Below are 16,577 nucleotides of genomic sequence, written 5' to 3'. Positions count from 1 at the left end.
CGGTGTAATTGTCAATGAACGTTGACCACTCCAGAATGGGACGATCCGGCGCGCCTCGCCATCCTCAATCGGAGACACCTACGATGACCCTTTCCTCCTCAGCCGACGTCGTCACGCGTGAATTGCGCGGCAAGGTCCTGCTCCTCACGATCGACCACGCGCCGGTCAACGCGCTATCCGCCGACGTGCGGCGCGGCCTGCTGGCCGCGATCGAAGCCGCCGACGCCGACCGCGCGGTCGAAGCCGTGCTGATCGTCGGCGCGGGGCGCAACTTCGTCGCCGGTGCCGATATTCGCGAGTTCGGCAAGCCGCCGGTGCCGCCTTCGCTTGCGGACGTGTGCAACCGCATCGAGGCATGTACGAAACCCGTGATTGCCGCGCTGCATGGCGCCGCGCTCGGCGGCGGGCTCGAAGTGGCGCTCGCCGCGCATTACAGGATCACCGTCGACGGCGCGAAGCTCGGCCTGCCCGAAGTGCAGCTGGGTCTGCTGCCTGGCGCGGGCGGCACGCAACGCACGCCGCGTCTGATCGGCGCGCCGGCGGCGCTCGACCTGATGCTGAGCGGCCGTCACGCGAGCGCGAAGGAGGCGCTCGCGCTCGGCCTCGTCGACCGTCTCGGCGACAGCGGCGACATCCTCGCCGAAGGGCTCGCCTACGCGCACGAGCTGCTCGCCGCGCACGCGCCGGTACGCCGCACGCGCGACGCCGCCGCATTGAACGATCGCGCCGCGAGTCGCGCCGCCGTCGCGAAAGCGCGTGACGAAACCGCGAAGAAAGCGCGCGGCCTGTTCTCGCCGCTGAAAATCGTCGATGCCGTCGAAGCCGCGATCGGACAGCCCTTCGAGGAGGGCTTGAAGCTCGAACGCAAGCTGTTCCTGCAATGCCTCGACAGCCCGCAGCGCGCCGGCCTGGTTCACGCGTTCTTCGCCGAACGCGAAGTGCTGAAGGCGCCCGAAACGCGCCACGCGAAAGCGCGCGCGCTCGAGGCGATCGGCGTGATCGGCGGCGGGACGATGGGCGCGGGCATCGCGGTCGCAGTGCTCGACGCGGGGCCGCCCGTCATGCTGATCGAACGCGACGAAGCGGCGCTCGCGCGTGGTCGCGCGCACATCGACAAGGTCTACGACGGGCTGATCGCCAGGGGCCGCCTCACCGCTGAGAAGAAAGCCGCGACCATGGCGCGCTGGAGCGGCAGCACGTCGTACGATGCGCTTGCTCACGCCGACCTCGTAATCGAAGCCGTGTTCGAGGATCTCGACATCAAAAAGGCCGTATTCGCCGAGCTCGATCGCGTCTGCAAGTCCGGCGCGGTGCTCGCGACCAACACGTCGTATCTGGACATCGACGCGATCGCAGCCAGCATCTCGCGCCCCGCCGACGTAATCGGCCTGCACTTCTTCTCGCCCGCCAACATCATGAAGCTGCTCGAAGTCGTGGTGCCGAAGCAGGTCAGCGCCGACGTCGTCGCAACCGCGTTCGAGCTCGCAAAAAAGCTGCGCAAGACGCCGGTGCGCGCCGGCGTGTGCGACGGCTTCATCGGCAATCGCCTGCTTGCCGTGTACCGCGCCGCCGCGGACGCGCTGATGGAAGACGGTGCGTCGCCGTATCAGATCGACGCGGCGGTGCGCGCGTTCGGCTTGCCGATGGGCCCGTTTCAGGTGGTCGACCTCGCGGGCGGCGACATCGGCTGGGCGGCGCGCAAACGCCGCGCGGCCACGCGCGACCCGAACGCGCGCTACGTGCATATCGCCGACCGCCTGTGCGAGCGCGGCTGGTTCGGCCAGAAGACCGGCCGCGGATTCTATCTGTACCCCGAAGGATCGCGCGGCGGCATGCCCGATCCTGAAGTCGAGGCGATCATCGACGCCGAGCGTGCGCGCGCGGGCATCACGCCGCGCAGCTTCACCGACGAGCAGATCATGCGCCGCTATCTGGCCGCGATGATCAACGAAGGCGCGAACGTCGTCCACGAAGGTATCGCGCTGCGCCCGCTCGACGTCGACGTGACCCTGCTGTACGGCTACGGCTTTCCGCGCTACCGCGGCGGTCCGATGAAATACGCGGATAGCGTCGGCCTGCCGACGATTCTCGCCGACATCCGCGAGTTCGCGAAGGAAGACCCGCTGTTCTGGCGGCCGTCGCCGCTGCTCGTCGATCTGGTCGAGCGCGGCGCGGATTTCGCGAGCCTGAACACGACGGCCTGAACCACCACGAACACTGACGGAACGACTGCGATGGATCTGAACTTCACCTCCGAGGAAGAAGCGTTTCGCGCCAGCGTGCTGGCGTTTCTGCGCGACAAGCTCCCGCGACGTCTCGCCGGCAAGGTGCACGGCGGGCGGCGTCTGACGCGCGACGACATGGCCGGGTGGCACGCGATTCTGAACGCGCAAGGCTGGCTCGCGAATCACTGGCCGAAAGAGTACGGCGGCCCGGGCTGGAGCGCAGTGCAGAAATTCATTTTCGAAAACGAATGCGCACTCGCCGGCGCGCCACGCGTCGTGCCGTTCGGCGTCAACATGCTCGGGCCGGTGCTGATCAAGTACGGCAGCGAGGCGCAGAAGCGTCACTGGCTGCCGCGCATTCTCGATGGTTCCGACTGGTGGTGCCAGGGCTATTCGGAGCCGGGCGCGGGCTCCGATCTCGCGTCGGTCAAGACGACGGCACTGCGAGGCAAGGACGCGCAGGGCGAGCACTACCTCGTCAATGGCCAGAAGACGTGGACCACACTCGGTCATTACGCGAACATGATCTTCTGCCTCGTGCGCACCGCGACCGACGTGCGCAAACAGGAAGGCATCAGCTTTCTGCTGATCGACATGAACACGCCGGGCGTCGAAGTCCGGCCGATCATCACGCTCGACGGCGAGCATGAGGTCAATGAAGTGTTCTTCACCGACGTGCGCGTGCCGGTCGGAAATCTCGTCGGCGAAGAAAACAAGGGCTGGACCTACGCGAAATATTTGCTTACGTACGAGCGCACCAATATCGCCGGCGTCGGCTTTTCCGTCGCCGCCTTCAACCGTCTGTGCAAGATCGCCGCGACACAGCTGCGCAATGGCCGGCCGCTCGCCGAGGATCCGGCGTTCGCGGCACTCATGGCGCGCGTCGAGATCGATCTCGAGAACATGAAGACGACCAATCTTCGGGTGATCGCGGCCGTGGCGGGCGGCGGCGTACCCGGTGCCGAGAGTTCGATGCTGAAGATTCGCGGCACGGAGATCCGTCAGGAGATCTCGTCGCTGACGCGGCGTGCGATGGGCGCTTATGCGCAGCCATTCGTCGAGGAAGCGCTGCACGAAGGCTTCGACGGCGTGCCGGTCGGCCCCGACGAAGCCGCAAGTGCCGCGTCGCAGTACTTCAATAATCGCAAGCTGTCGATCTTCGGCGGCTCGAACGAAATCCAGAAGAACATCATTTCCAAAATGATCCTCGGACTGTAAGAGGCGCACGTCATGAATTTCCAGCACACCGAAGACCGCCGCATGCTGGCGGATACGCTGAATCGGTTTATCAGCGAGCAGTACGGCTTCGCGACCCGCGATGAAATCGCAGGCTCGACGCAAGGCTTCAGCACCGAATTGTGGGCACGCTTCGCGGAGCTCGGCGTGATCGGCGCACTGTTCGACGAAGCGAGCGGCGGTTTTGGCGGCGCCGGGTTCGATATTTCCGTGGTGTTCGAGAGCATCGGCCGCGGGCTCGTCGTCGAGCCGTTTCTCGATACGCTGATCGTCGGCCGGGCGATCGCTCGCAGCGGCAGCGGCGCGCAGAAAGCGGCGCTGGGTTCGTTGATCGACGGCTCGCGGATCGTTGCGCTGGCGCATGGCGAACCGGACAGTCATTACGAGCTTGCCCGGGTCGAGACGACGCGCGCGCGCCGCAGCGTAAATGGCAACAGCGGCGTGTGGACGTTGCACGGCGCAAAGGCCGTCGTTCAGCATGGCGAGCATGCTCAGGTGTTCCTCGTCTCGGCACGCACGAGCGGCGAGGACGATGCCGAAGCCGGCATCACGCTGTTTCTGGTGCCGAGGCACGCGACAGGTGTGAGCGTGCGCGGCTACCGCAAGATCGACGGAGGACGCGCTGCGGAAGTGACGTTCGACGACGTCACGCTCGGCGACGACACCGTGCTCGGCTCAGTGGATCACGGCTTTGCGACGCTCGAATATGCGGTGAGTTGCGGCGTGCTCGCGCTGTGCGCGGAAGCGGTCGGCGCAATGGACGTCGCGAAAGACTACACGCTCGACTATCTGCGCACGCGCAAGCAGTTCGGCGTGCCGATCGGCAGTTTCCAGGCGTTGCAGCATCGCATGGCCGATCTGCTGCTCGAAATCGAGCAGGCGCGCTCGGCGGTGATCAATGCAGCTGCGGTGCTCGAAGGCGAACGCAACGCGCGCGAGCGCGCGGTGTCGGCCGCGAAGTACAGCATCGGCCGGATCGGCACGCGGGTCGCGGAAGAATGCATCCAGTTGCACGGCGGGATCGGTATGACGTGGGAACTGCCGCTCGCGCATTACGCGAAGCGGCTCGTGATGATCGATCATCAGCTTGGGGACGAGGATCATCATCTGGAGCGGTTTGTGGCGTTGGGGCGCAAGGGCGGTGATTCGTGCGCGCTTGCGAATGCGAACGCGTGCCGGTGACAAGTCCGCTAGATTGCACTCGCCTGTTCTTGAGGAGCTGAACGTGACAAGCGAATCAAAAAAGTTGAGCGATGCCGAATGGACTGCATTGCGGATGCGCGAGCGCGCTGTCCTTCGCTACGACAACGACGTAGCGAACAATTGCACCTTCGGGATATGCGCGCTTGCGCACTTTGGCCGATGCACGAATGACGAAATGCGGCGACCGGTGACTTGGCAGAGGTCAACGCTTAACTCGCAACAAGGGTTCGTGCCGCGGATGGTGCAGTCAAAAGCAGAGTTACGGATCATGAGCTAACGCAGCAGCGGTTCGACGCTTTAGCGGTAGCAAGTCGTGCGCAGAACGATGAAGTCGCAATCGAAATGGAACGCAACGTCCATGCACATCCTCGCGATGCCCACGGGCGACGGCTACCGCCTGTGCGAGTGCCAGGCTTGCTAAATCGCCTCCGCGAAGAAGCGGCGCCGTTCCTGATGCAGGGCCGGCAATGAGACGGCTGTGTGTCGCACTTGCGCTTGTTAGCAGTTCGGCACTGGCAGCCGCATCCAATCCAGCCGACGTCATCGCAACCCGCAGTGGACTGCCCGCCAGTGAGGTCGACGCGGCCCTGTCGCATTGCGACGCGAATCAGATGAGCATGAATCTGTGCGCGTGGCGCGATCAGATCGTCGCGGAGCACAAACTCGAGCAGGTGGTCAAGGCCAAGGCCGCGGTGTCGGCGAGTTGCAAAGCGGCGATCGGGAAGAGGCTCACCGCGTGGAAAACGCGCCGTGACGCCAACTGCAAAAAATCGGCTTCGCGAGAATGGGGCGGCGGGTCGATGCTGCCCACGGCGGTCGCGACGTGCAAGACAGCCGAAACCGAGCGCATGAGCAAAGCAATCGAGGCTTCGGGATGCAGATGAGCGTGGGCGAAGCGTTGACAGCGGGAAACGCTGCCCCGCGCGACGGGCAAGAAAAAAGGACTTACGGCTTTCACCGTAAGGCCTTGATTTCTTTGGTCGGGGCGAGAGGATTTGAACCTCCGACCACCTGCACCCCATGCAGGTACGCTACCAGGCTGCGCTACGCCCCGAACAGAAAAAAATTATAACAGACACTTCATTCGATTAGAACCGCCCGACCCGAACAAAGCGAACAAGTCCATGAATTAGTGGCCCAGCAGATCGATTACGTTTTGCAGTTCCTTGCGCAACTTCTCGACATCGAGCGCAACCGTTGCCGCCGATGCCTGCACCTGACCCGCGACTCCGGCGGCAGCCTCACCCTCTTCGACCACCGCATCCGGGCCACCGCCGCCATGCGAATCGAGCCGGTTGCGCGCCCCGTTGATCGTAAAACCCTGCTCGTACAGCAACTCTCGAATCCGCCGGATCAGCAGCACCTCGTGATGCTGATAATACCGACGATTGCCGCGCCGCTTGACCGGTCTCAACTGGGTGAACTCCTGCTCCCAGTAACGCAGCACGTGAGGCTTTACCCCACAAAGTTCGCTGACCTCACCAATCGTGAAGTACCGCTTCGCCGGAATCGGAGGCAAGACGACTTTTTCGATCGTCGCTGTCATCGTCAGTTAGCCGTGATTGGTTGCCCGAAAGCGCGCCAGTCAATCAGCGCGCGAAGCTCGCTTCGGCGCCGTTTTCGACGAGCGCCTTCAGCTTTTGACTTGCATGAAACGTCACCACTCGACGTGCCGCAATCGGAATCGCCTCGCCCGTCTTCGGATTTCTGCCGGGACGCTGCGGCTTGTCACGCAACTGGAAGTTGCCGAAGCCCGACAGCTTCACGCTGTCGCCGCTCTCGAGCGCATCGCGGATCACCTCGAAGAACGCCTCGACCATGTCCTTCGCTTCCCGCTTGTTGAGCCCGACATTGTCGAACAGCAACTCGGCAAGTTCCGCCTTGGTGAGTGTCGGCGTTTCATTGGAAACGACGGCGGATGATGTCGGAATATCTCGAATCATGGCGCTGCGTTGCGCCGTAAGAAGGGCTTCGAAATCACTCGAGTTCATTTCATTCATATCTATCAAATGGCGCGCCAAGCGTAAAACAATGGATGCGGAAACAGCCGTGCAATTGTTGAATGCGGGTTATCCGCGCAACCGTGCGCCATATACTCGAGCTAGACGTTCCACCAGAGTTTGAATAGCCAGATCGACCGTTTCATCCTGAAGGGTTCCGCCAGTATCTTGCAAGGTCACCCGGAACGCAAGGCTTTTCTCGTGCGCGGCCAGACCACCGGAAGTGTTTGATTTTGGACGAAATTCGTCGAAAAGTGCAACCTTCTGGACAGCCTTGCAGGCCGGTTCGGACTGGGCCTTCTGAAGCTCGTCGAGCAGCGCCTGAACCTCGATTTTCTGATCGACGACCACCGCAATATCACGTCGTACCGGCGGGAATTTTGAAACTTCCGACGGAATCGGCAATACCCGCTGCATTAATGCTTCCGCTTCGATTTCAAACAGAATCGGCGCATGCGGCAAATCATATTTTTGCATCCAGCGCGGATGCAATTCGCCAATCCAGCCCACTGCGCGGCCATTCAATTCGATAGTCGCGCTGCGTCCCGGATGCAGCGCCGGATGCTCGGCCTGTACGAACCGCGCGAGCGCCGGTGCGACCAGCGCTTCGAGGTCACCCTTCACGTCGAAGAAGTCGACGGCACGCGTCGGTGCGCCCCACTGCTCGTCGAGCGCGGGCCCATAGGCGAGCGCGCCGATCATCTTCGGCTGCGCGAAACCCTCGACGGTCAACTCGCCGGCCTTGATCGACGGATCGTGCAGGAATACACGACCTGCTTCAAACACGCGCACGCGGTCCGCCGCGCGACGGTTCAGATTCGTGCGCAACACATGAATCAGGCTGCCGAACAGCGTCGTGCGCATCACCGACAGCTGGCTCGCGATCGGGTTGATCAGACGCACGGGGTTGCTGTTACCTGCGAAGTCCTGCTCCCACTCCGCGTCGACGAAGCTGAAGTTCACCGTTTCCGCGTAGTCGCGCGCGGCGAGCGCATGACGGATCGCGTGGATGGAGCGTTGCGTCTCGTTGGTCGCGCGCATTTCGCTGGTCGCGACCGGCGGGCGCGCCGGAATCTTTTCGAAGCCGTGGATACGCGCGATTTCTTCGATCAGGTCCTCTTCGATTTCGATATCGAAGCGGTATGACGGCGGCATCACCGAGAACGTATCGCCGTCACGCTCGAACGAGAGGCCAAGGCGCGTGAAAATCTGCGCGATTTCATCGACACCGATCGCGACGCCGATGATGCGGTTCGCGCGCGAAACGCGCATCTTCACGGGCGCGCGCTTCGGCACGTTGACGATCTGATCGTCGACCGGACCCGCTTCGCCGCCGCAGATGTCGAGGATCATCTGCGTGATGCGCTCGATATGATCGACGGTCGTCGCGTAGTCGACGCCGCGCTCGAAGCGATGGCCTGCATCGGTCGAGAAGTTGTACTTGCGCGAGCGCCCACGAATGCTGTCGGGCCACCAGAACGCGGCCTCGAGATAGATGTTGGTGGTGTCGAGCGTGACCGCGGTGCTGTCGCCGCCCATGATGCCTGCGAGGCTTTCGATATGCTGCTCGTCGGCGATCACGCCGACCGTTTCGTCGAGCTCGACCGTGTTCCCGTTCAGCAGCTTCAGCGTTTCGCCCTTGCGGCCCCAGCGTACGTCCATGCCGCCGTGGATCTTGTCGAGATCGAATACGTGCGACGGACGCCCCAGCTCGAGCATCACATAGTTCGAGATGTCGACGAGCGCGGAAATGCTGCGCTGGCCGGAGCGCTCGAGACGCTCGATCATCCATTGCGGCGACTTCGCGCGTGCATTGACGCCGCGGATCACGCGGCCCGAGAAACGGCCGCACAGATCGGGCGCGGAGATTTTCACGGGCAGCGTTTCGTTGAGCGCGACCGGAGCCGGCTTGATTTCGAGCGGACGCAGCGGCGCTCCGGTAATCGCCGACGTTTCTCGCGCGACGCCGAATACCGACAGACAGTCGGCCTTGTTCGGCGTCAGCTTGATTTCAAAAACGGTGTCGTCGAGATTGAGCGTGTCGCGGATGTCCTGGCCGATCGGCGTGTCTTCCGCCAGGATCATCAGACCGCTGTGATCTTCGGAGAGCTTCAGCTCGCGCGCCGAGCACAGCATGCCCTGGCTTTCCACGCCGCGCAGCTTCGACAGCTTGATCGCGAACGGTGCGCCGCCCTCTTCGGCCGGCGGCAGTTGCGCGCCGACCAGCGCGACCGGCACCTTGATGCCGGGCGCAACATTCGGCGCGCCGCACACGATGTTGAGCGTCGCGCCGGTGCCAGCGTCGACCTGACACACGTTGAGCTTGTCCGCATCCGGGTGCTTGACGACTTCCAGCACCTGGCCGACGACGATCTTCGAGGTCGGCGGCGCGGCCGTCCGCAGGTCTTCGACTTCGAGACCCGCCATCGTCAACGCGTGCGACAGCTCGTCGGTGGTCAGTTGCGGATCGACAAAAGTTCTGAGCCAGGATTCCGGAAATTGCATGGTTCTGTGTACGTTGTGATCAGGTTAGGTCCACGTCCGGCAGATGCTTCGTAAAGCCCGGTGGTCTTGCGCCGGTTCAGCGAACTCTGCCGGGGACGCTCGCGGCGCGCACCAGGTGCGCTGCCGCGATTTATGCTTCGTCGCGCTCGCGCGCGCCGGGTCACGCGAATTGACGCAGGAATCGCAGGTCGTTTTCGAAAAACAGGCGCAGGTCCTGCACGCCGTAACGCAGCATCGTGAGACGCTCGAGGCCACTGCCGAAAGCGAAGCCGATGTAGCGCTCCGGGTCGAGACCCATGTTGCGGATCACAGTCGGATGCACCTGGCCGGAGCCCGAGATTTCGAGCCACTTGCCCGCGTTCTTGCCCGTTTCGAACTGCATGTCGATCTCGGCCGACGGTTCGGTGAACGGGAAATACGACGGACGGAAGCGCACGAGAATGTCGTCGCGCTCGAAGAATTTCTTCAGGAAGTCGGTATAGACGCCCTTCAGGTCCGCGAAGCTGATGTTCTCGTCAATCCACAGGCCTTCGACCTGGTTGAACATCGGCGAATGCGTCGCGTCGCTATCCACGCGATACGTGCGGCCCGGCACGATCACCTTGACCGGCGGCGTGTTGGTGCGCGCGTAGCGCACCTGCATCGGGCTCGTATGCGTGCGCAGCAGCAGCGGGCGGCCGTCGGCATCCTTGCCGTCGACGTAGAAGGTGTCCTGCATCGAACGCGCCGGATGGTTTTCCGGGCTGTTCAGCGAGGTGAAGTTGTACCAGTCGGTTTCGATCTCGGGGCCGTCGGCCACGTCGAATCCGATCGTACGAAAAATCTGTTCGACGCGCTCCCAGGTGCGCATCACCGGGTGCAGGCTACCTGCATTGGCGCCGCGGCCGGGCAGCGTGACGTCAATCGCTTCAGCAGCGAGACGCTGGTTCAGAAGTGCGTCGGCGAGCGCCTGACGATGTGCCGTCAGCGCGGCTTCAACCTGTTGCTTGACGAGGTTGATCCGTGCGCCTTCGGTCTTGCGCGCTTCGGGATCGAGTTTGCCAAGGCCCTTCAACAGCTCGGTCAGCGCACCCGCCTTACCGAGAAAGCGTGCTTTCTCGTTCTCGAGGGTGGTGACGTCGGGGGCTTCTGCGAAGGCTTTTTGCGCGTCGGCGACAATCTGGTCCAGATCCATTGATCCCATCATTTCAACGTCAGTGTTCTATCGAAACAAAACTGGTTCTACCAACAAAAACGGGGCTCGGTGAGGAGCCCCGTTTTTGTTGCAGCGTCACCGAGACTACCGGATGTTCGCTGCAACGAACCACGCAGTTTTAATTGCCAGAAGCGCAATCAGGCTGCAACGGCGGCTTTCACCTGCTGAACGATCGCAGCAAAAGCAGCCTTGTCGAACACAGCCATGTCGGCCAGCACCTTGCGGTCCAGTTCGATCGACGCCTTCTTCAGGCCGTTGATGAACACGCTGTACGTCATGTCGTGCTGACGCACCGCCGCGTTGATACGCGTGATCCACAATGCGCGGAACACACGCTTCTTATTGCGGCGATCGCGGTAGGCATACTGGCCTGCGCGCATGACCGCCTGCTTGGCGATGCGATAGACGTTATTGCGACGGCCGCGGTAACCCTTGGCCAGCTTGATGATCTTCTTGTGACGGGCCCGTGCGGTAACCCCACGTTTTACTCGAGGCATGTTTCGCTCCTATGAGTGTCGGTTAAGGGTTAAGCGAACGGCAGCATTGCGCGAACGGAGTTCAGATCGGAATCATGAACTGCCGTGGAGCCGCGCAGATGGCGTTTGTTCTTGGTGGTCTTCTTGGTAAGAATGTGACGCTTGAAGGCCTGACCGCGCTTGACGGTCCCGCCCGGACGCACCACGAAGCGCTTTGCAGCGCTCTTCTTGGTCTTCATCTTCGGCATGACAACTCCATTATTAGATGGACATGGGTGTGCGATCGGCCAGATGGCCATTTCCCGCCCTTCGAAACCCATTCCACTTGGTATGCAGACCGCCGAAACCGCCAGCGGCCGCTTTTCGGGAACCACTGCGCACTTGCATGCGCGACGTTCCGAAACCTTCCGACACCAAGCCGGACACCCAGCACAGCATCAAACAACCTTGCGCCACCAGAGCGCGCGCCACATGGCACGCCGCCGCTCCGGCCAACTGCTTCGCGCTTATTTCTTTTTCTTCGGAGCGAGCACCATGATCATCTGGCGCCCTTCCATTTTCGGCATCTGCTCGACCTGACCCACTTCGTCGAGGTCGGTGCGCAGGCGTTCGAGCATGCGCATGCCGATTTCCTGGTGAGCCATTTCGCGGCCACGGAAACGCAGCGTGATTTTCGTCTTGTCGCCGTCTTCGAGGAAGCGAACGAGGTTGCGCAGCTTGACGTTGTAATCACCGTCGTCGGTACCCGGGCGGAATTTGACTTCCTTGACCTGGATGACCTTCTGCTTGAGCTTAGCCTCGTGTTGCTTCTTCGCTTCCTGGTACTTGAACTTGCCGTAGTCCATCAAGCGGCAAACTGGCGGAACCGCTTGCGGAGCGATTTCGACCAGATCTACGTCCTGCTGTTCCGACATGCGGAACGCATCAGCGAGTTTCACGATGCCGAGCGGTTCGTTCTCGACGCCGACCAGTCGCACCTCGGGTGCTGTAATTTCACCGTTGATGCGGTGCGCAGACTTATCAGTAGCGATGTTACGTTTCCTCTAAAAATTAAAAAAAACGAGCCGGGTACCAAGTGGCTCAGTTGAACGACTGCACGTCCTGGCGCAGACGCTCAATGAAGGCGTCAACAGGCATTACACCCATATCGACACCACCACGGGCACGCACGGCTACCGTTTGCGCTTCACGCTCCTTGTCGCCGACCACCAACAGGTAGGGGACCTTTTCCAGCGTGTGCTCGCGTATTTTATAGCTAATCTTCTCGTTGCGCAAATCGGCCTCGACTCTAACCCCTTGTTTTTGCAACGATTGGGCTAGCGCGTGTGCGTATTCGGCCTGACTTTCCGCAATATTCATCACAACGACCTGCATCGGCGCGAGCCAAGCGGGCATTGCACCAGCATGGTGCTCGATCAGAATCCCGAGGAAACGCTCCATCGATCCGACGATCGCCCGGTGCAGCATGATCGGGCGACGGCGACTGTTGTCTTCGGCGACGTATTCGGCACCCAGCCGTTCCGGCAACACCATGTCGAGCTGCAGCGTACCGCACTGCCACGAGCGGCCGAGCGCGTCCTTGATGTGATACTCGACCTTCGGGCCGTAGAATGCACCCTCGCCGGGCAACTCTTCCCACGTGACGCCGCAGGCCGTCAGCGCCTCGCGCAGTCCCTGCTCCGCGCGTTCCCAAGTTTCGTCGGTGCCGGCGCGCGCATCCGGGCGCAGCGACAGCTTGATCTCGACGTTGTCGAAGCCGAAGTCGCGGTAGACGCTCATGGCCAGCGTGTTGAACGCGATCGATTCACTGATGAACTGATCTTCTGTACAAAAAATATGCGCGTCGTCCTGCACGAAGCCGCGCACGCGCATCAGTCCATGCAGCGCGCCCGACGATTCGTTGCGATGGCACGAACCGAACTCCGCGTAACGCAGCGGCAGATCGCGATACGAGCGCAGACCGTGGTTGAACACTTGCACGTGACCGGGGCAGTTCATCGGCTTGATCGCGTAGTCGCGCTTTTCCGATTCCGTCGTGAACATGTTTTCACGATAGTTCTGCCAGTGGCCCGACGCTTCCCACAGCGAGCGGTCCATGATCAACGGCGTCTTGATTTCCAGGTAGCCGGCGTCGTTCACGCGACGGCGCATGTACTGCTCGACTTGCTGCCACAGCGTCCAGCCGCGCGGATGCCAGAACACCATGCCCGGCGACTCGTCCTGCATGTGGAACAGGTCGAGCTGCTTACCAAGCTTGCGATGGTCGCGCTTCTCGGCTTCTTCGAGCATGTGGAGATACGCTTCCTGATCTTCCTTCTTCGTCCAGGCCGTGCCGTAAATGCGCTGCAGTTGCTCGTTCTTCGAGTCGCCACGCCAGTACGCGCCCGCGACTTTCATCAGCTTGAAGACCTTCAGCTTGCCGGTGGACGGCACGTGGGGGCCGCGGCACAGGTCCGTGAAGCCGCCATGCGAGTACAGTTTGATTTCGTCGCTAGCGGGGATCGATTCGATGATCTCGGCCTTGTACTTTTCACCGATGCTCTTGAAGTACTCGACCGCTTCGTCGCGGGACACCACGCGACGCGACACCGGCTCGTCCCTCTTCGAGAGTTCTTGCATGCGCTTTTCGATCTTTTCGAGATCTTCCGGCGTGAAAGGACGGTTATAGGAGAAGTCGTAATAGAAGCCGTTGTCGATGACTGGGCCGATCGTGACCTGCGCTTCCGGGTACAGATCCTTCACCGCGTACGCGAGCAGGTGCGCCGTCGAGTGGCGGATGATATCGAGACCGTCTGCGTCCTTTTCCGTGACGATGGCGAGCGCCACGTCGTGATCGATCAGCGCGGACGTATCGACCAACTCCCCGTCGATCTTGCCGCCGAGCGCGGCCTTCGAGAGACCCGGCCCGATCGAGGCGGCCACTTCGGCGACGGTCACCGGATGCTCGTACTGTCGAACAGAACCGTCAGGCAAACGTATCGAAACCATTGCGTTCTCCGTGGTGCCGACCGGCGGCGGCACATACAACCAGGGTCAAAAAGATAAAAAAAATGCGGCCCCGCTTTCGAGGGGCCGCATTCACATTTTATGCAAACTTCACTGGCGAAAGTGGTCCTCGACTAGCGTCGCTCCGAAGTGGTTTCGGTCAACGTTCGCGGTGTCATAACCGTATTCGCCTTTTTGCGCTCAAAGCGCTTACTGCAGCTTGCGAAACCCCGGCGAGGCCGGAATTTCATTTTCGTTGGTAGGCTCGATTGGACTCGAACCAACGACCCCCACCATGTCAAGGTGGTGCTCTAACCAGCTGAGCTACGAGCCTGAAGAAACGAGAGTATATGGAGTATAGCGCAGCTTGGCAAGTGCTTTTATGCAGCGACTTTAATTCGTCGCGCCACTAGCGGGTCTTTTCCAACCGCCCGCGCCTCAGTTCTTGCGCGTCGCCCGCACGACACCCGTGATCTCGCCCAGCAGCGTGCACGCGCGCTGAATCTGCGCGGAGCTCGACACCTCGACGGTAAATTGCATGAACGCGGCATTGCCGCGCGATTGCGTCTTTACGCCGATCACGTTCATCTTTTCCCGCGCGAATACTTCGGAGATATCGCGCAGCAGACCTTGCCGGTCCGTCGCCTCGATGCTGAGGTCAACCGGGTAGACGGACTGGCCGCGGCCGCTCATCACGTCCGCCGACCATGCGGTCTGCAACACGCGCTCCGGCGTGCGCTCTGCCATGCGGCGGAACATCGCGCAGTCGCTGCGGTGAACTGACATGCCCTTGCCGCGCGTGACAAAGCCGCAGATGTCGTCGGGCGGCGCGGGCCGGCAGCAGCGCGCGAGCTGGGTAAGCAATGCATCGACGCCGACCACCAGCACGCCCGTGGACGCGCCGCGCGCGACACTCGCGCCGCTGCTGCGTTTCTCGAATTTCTCCGGTGCATCGACCTCGGGCTCGGGCGGCGGCGCATCCTGCAGCGCCTGCTCGACGAGCCGCAGGCTGAACTCCTCCTTACCGACTACGGAAAACAGGTCGTCGGTGGTCTTGAAACCGAGCCGTGCGGCCAGCTGATCGAGATTGACCGAGGTCTTGCCTTCGCGCTGCAGGGTTTTTTCAACCATCGCGCGACCGTTCGCGATGTGCTCTTGTAACTCCACTGCGTTGAACCACGCGCGCACCTTCTGCCGCGCGCGCGGGCTTTGCAGATAGCCAAGCTGCGAATTAAGCCAGTCGCGCGACGGACCGCCCTCCTTTACCGCCACGATCTCGACCGTCTGGCCGTTCTGCAGCGGCGTGTTGAGCGGCACCATCGCGCCGTCGACGCGCGCGCCGCGGCAGCGATGCCCCAGCTCGCTGTGCAGGTGATACGCGAAGTCGATCGGCGTCGCGCCGTGCGGCAACGGAATCACGCGTGCCTGCGGCGTCAGCACGTAGATGTGATCGTCGTCGAGCGTGGCCCGGCGCAACTGCTCCCACGGCTGCGCCGAGCCCGCTTCGGCATGCTCGCCCTCGGAGACCTCGTCCTTCCACGCAAGCAATTGCCGCAGCCAGGCGATCTTCTCGTCGTATTTCTCGCTCGCGGTGAACGTGCCGCCATAGCCGCGCGCGCCCGCTTCCTTGTAGCGCCAGTGCGCGGCCACCCCGTATTCGGCGAAGCGATGCATTTCCCGCGTCCGGATCTGCACTTCGAACGCGCGGCCGTCGTCACCGATCACGACCGTGTGCAGCGACTTGTAGCCGTTCGGCTTCGGCCGGGAGATGTAATCGTCGAACTCCTTCGGCACCGGCTGCCACAGGTTGTGCACGATGCCGAGCACGGTGTAGCAGTCCTTGATGTCCGGCACGATCACGCGAAACGCGCGCACGTCGTACAACTCGGCGAAGTCCAGCTCCTTGCCGCGCATCTTGCGCCAGATGCTGTAGATATGCTTCGGCCGACCGCTCACTTCCGCGCGGATATGCGCGGCGGCCAGCTCCTGCTGCAGGCGTTCGATCGCCTGCGCGACATAGGTCTCGCGCTCGACGCGCTTCTCGTCGAGCAGTTTCGCGATGCGCTTGTAGGTGTCCGGCTCCTCGAAACGGAACGCGAGGTCCTCGAGCTCCCACTTCAATTGCCAGATACCGAGGCGGTTCGCGAGCGGCGCGTAGATATCGAGCGTTTCGCGTGCGATGTCGGGCGACGGCGTGAGCTTCGCGGCCGCGTAGTAACGCAGCGTTTGCAGCCGCGACGCGAGGCGGATCAGCACGACGCGAATGTCCTGCGCGAACGCGAGCAGCATTTTGCGCAGCGCCTCGACCTGCACGCGGCGCGCAGCCTGCGCGTCACGCCCGGCCTCGGGCATCGCGTTTTGCGCCGCGCGCAAACTGACCGTGCCGAGCCGCAGGAGCTTGCGTACGTCGCCGACCAGTTGGGCGACTTCTTCGCCGAAGTCGTCGGCGATCACGCGCTCCGGATCGCGCAGATGCGGTGTCAGCGCAAACAGCGCAGCGGCCAGCACCGCCGGCGGATCGACGTTGAGCTTGCGCATGATCGACGCGGTGCCCGCCGCGTGATCCGCGAGCGATTCGCCCGACGACAGCCGCACCTCGCCCGCATGTTCGCGCACGAACGCCATCGCTTCGTCGAAGGAACGATGGGGATGATGAGGCGCGCTCGGAACGGTATCGGTGTTCATGGTGCGACGGCCCGCCGGGCCAGACGATTCAACGGAAAATCAACCACGGTGCTGCCGGACGGCCGCG

The 16,577-nt window shown here is 62.4% G+C and carries 13 protein-coding genes and 2 tRNA genes; 4 read left to right on the top strand and 11 right to left on the bottom strand.

Annotated features, from left to right (window positions below; all coding sequences use genetic code 11):
- Positions 1-83: 83 nt before the first annotated feature.
- The 4 genes from OKW45_RS18780 (at position 84) to OKW45_RS18765 (ending at position 5,548) form a co-directional block, all read left to right on the top strand.
- Entirely contained in the window at positions 84-2,204 is a 2,121-nt protein-coding gene (locus tag OKW45_RS18780; protein ID WP_429470402.1) for a 3-hydroxyacyl-CoA dehydrogenase NAD-binding domain-containing protein, read from the top strand.
- A 30-nt stretch (positions 2,205-2,234) separates the two neighbouring features.
- Positions 2,235-3,443, top strand: a complete 1,209-nt coding sequence (locus tag OKW45_RS18775) for an acyl-CoA dehydrogenase family protein (RefSeq protein WP_429470401.1) — start codon at positions 2,235-2,237, stop codon at positions 3,441-3,443.
- 12 nt (positions 3,444-3,455) lie between these two features.
- Entirely contained in the window at positions 3,456-4,643 is a 1,188-nt protein-coding gene (locus OKW45_RS18770) for an acyl-CoA dehydrogenase family protein (RefSeq protein ID WP_429470399.1), read from the top strand.
- Between the two features lie 488 nt (positions 4,644-5,131).
- Positions 5,132-5,548: a lysozyme inhibitor LprI family protein gene (locus OKW45_RS18765; RefSeq protein WP_429470398.1), complete on the top strand. Its 417-nt coding sequence runs from the start codon at positions 5,132-5,134 to the stop codon at positions 5,546-5,548.
- A gap of 93 nt (positions 5,549-5,641) precedes the next feature.
- Here the strand turns inward: OKW45_RS18765 and OKW45_RS18760 are convergent.
- From OKW45_RS18760 to OKW45_RS18710, 11 genes are all read right to left on the bottom strand, one after another.
- Positions 5,642-5,718 (bottom strand) — tRNA-Pro (locus OKW45_RS18760).
- Positions 5,719-5,793: 75 nt separating this feature from the next.
- Complete coding sequence (locus OKW45_RS18755) at positions 5,794-6,210, bottom strand: MerR family transcriptional regulator (RefSeq protein WP_018421147.1); 417 nt, start codon at positions 6,208-6,210, stop codon at positions 5,794-5,796.
- A gap of 43 nt (positions 6,211-6,253) precedes the next feature.
- Positions 6,254-6,664, bottom strand: coding sequence for an integration host factor subunit alpha (locus tag OKW45_RS18750; protein ID WP_026225933.1), 411 nt, complete (start codon positions 6,662-6,664; stop codon positions 6,254-6,256).
- Positions 6,665-6,733: 69 nt separating this feature from the next.
- A complete protein-coding gene (gene pheT, locus OKW45_RS18745; protein WP_429470396.1) occupies positions 6,734-9,169 on the bottom strand; it encodes a phenylalanine--tRNA ligase subunit beta in 2,436 nt (811 codons plus the stop codon).
- Positions 9,170-9,329: 160 nt separating this feature from the next.
- The gene (gene pheS, locus OKW45_RS18740) at positions 9,330-10,343 is read right to left on the bottom strand and encodes a phenylalanine--tRNA ligase subunit alpha (RefSeq protein WP_429470394.1); all 1,014 of its coding nucleotides are present in this window, start codon (positions 10,341-10,343) and stop codon (positions 9,330-9,332) included.
- Between the two features lie 158 nt (positions 10,344-10,501).
- Positions 10,502-10,861: a 50S ribosomal protein L20 gene (gene rplT, locus OKW45_RS18735; protein ID WP_006052502.1), complete on the bottom strand. Its 360-nt coding sequence runs from the start codon at positions 10,859-10,861 to the stop codon at positions 10,502-10,504.
- A gap of 29 nt (positions 10,862-10,890) precedes the next feature.
- On the bottom strand, positions 10,891-11,088 hold the full coding sequence (gene rpmI, locus OKW45_RS18730; protein WP_006052501.1) for a 50S ribosomal protein L35: 198 nt from the start codon (positions 11,086-11,088) through the stop codon (positions 10,891-10,893).
- 258 nt (positions 11,089-11,346) lie between these two features.
- Entirely contained in the window at positions 11,347-11,871 is a 525-nt protein-coding gene (infC, locus tag OKW45_RS18725) for a translation initiation factor IF-3 (RefSeq protein ID WP_075643713.1), read from the bottom strand.
- Positions 11,872-11,920: 49 nt separating this feature from the next.
- Entirely contained in the window at positions 11,921-13,828 is a 1,908-nt protein-coding gene (gene thrS, locus OKW45_RS18720; RefSeq protein ID WP_018421151.1) for a threonine--tRNA ligase, read from the bottom strand.
- 254 nt (positions 13,829-14,082) lie between these two features.
- Positions 14,083-14,159 (bottom strand) — tRNA-Val (locus OKW45_RS18715).
- A gap of 104 nt (positions 14,160-14,263) precedes the next feature.
- Entirely contained in the window at positions 14,264-16,510 is a 2,247-nt protein-coding gene (locus OKW45_RS18710) for a RelA/SpoT family protein (RefSeq protein WP_429470392.1), read from the bottom strand.
- Positions 16,511-16,577: the final 67 nt, after the last annotated feature.

It is taken from the genome of Paraburkholderia lebeckiae, from assembly GCF_050436225.1.
Classification (GTDB): Bacteria; Pseudomonadota; Gammaproteobacteria; order Burkholderiales; family Burkholderiaceae; genus Paraburkholderia; species Paraburkholderia tuberum.
Note: the sequence above shows the minus strand (reverse complement) of the source record. Positions and strands in the feature narration are given on the sequence as shown.

Bases quoted from the DNA above. Each gene is read 5' to 3' on its own strand.
- thrS (WP_018421151.1), bottom strand. From the start codon at position 13,828: ATGGTTTCGATACGTTTGCCTGACGGTTCTGTTCGACAGTACGAGCAT.
- OKW45_RS18710 (WP_429470392.1), bottom strand. From the start codon at position 16,510: ATGAACACCGATACCGTTCCGAGCGCGCCTCATCATCCCCATCGTTCC.
- OKW45_RS18750 (WP_026225933.1), bottom strand. From the start codon at position 6,664: ATGAATGAAATGAACTCGAGTGATTTCGAAGCCCTTCTTACGGCGCAA.
- OKW45_RS18765 (WP_429470398.1), top strand. From the start codon at position 5,132: ATGAGACGGCTGTGTGTCGCACTTGCGCTTGTTAGCAGTTCGGCACTG.
- OKW45_RS18780 (WP_429470402.1), top strand. From the start codon at position 84: ATGACCCTTTCCTCCTCAGCCGACGTCGTCACGCGTGAATTGCGCGGC.
- OKW45_RS18775 (WP_429470401.1), top strand. From the start codon at position 2,235: ATGGATCTGAACTTCACCTCCGAGGAAGAAGCGTTTCGCGCCAGCGTG.
- rplT (WP_006052502.1), bottom strand. From the start codon at position 10,861: ATGCCTCGAGTAAAACGTGGGGTTACCGCACGGGCCCGTCACAAGAAG.
- OKW45_RS18770 (WP_429470399.1), top strand. From the start codon at position 3,456: ATGAATTTCCAGCACACCGAAGACCGCCGCATGCTGGCGGATACGCTG.
- pheT (WP_429470396.1), bottom strand. From the start codon at position 9,169: ATGCAATTTCCGGAATCCTGGCTCAGAACTTTTGTCGATCCGCAACTG.
- rpmI (WP_006052501.1), bottom strand. From the start codon at position 11,088: ATGCCGAAGATGAAGACCAAGAAGAGCGCTGCAAAGCGCTTCGTGGTG.
- OKW45_RS18755 (WP_018421147.1), bottom strand. From the start codon at position 6,210: ATGACAGCGACGATCGAAAAAGTCGTCTTGCCTCCGATTCCGGCGAAG.
- pheS (WP_429470394.1), bottom strand. From the start codon at position 10,343: ATGGATCTGGACCAGATTGTCGCCGACGCGCAAAAAGCCTTCGCAGAA.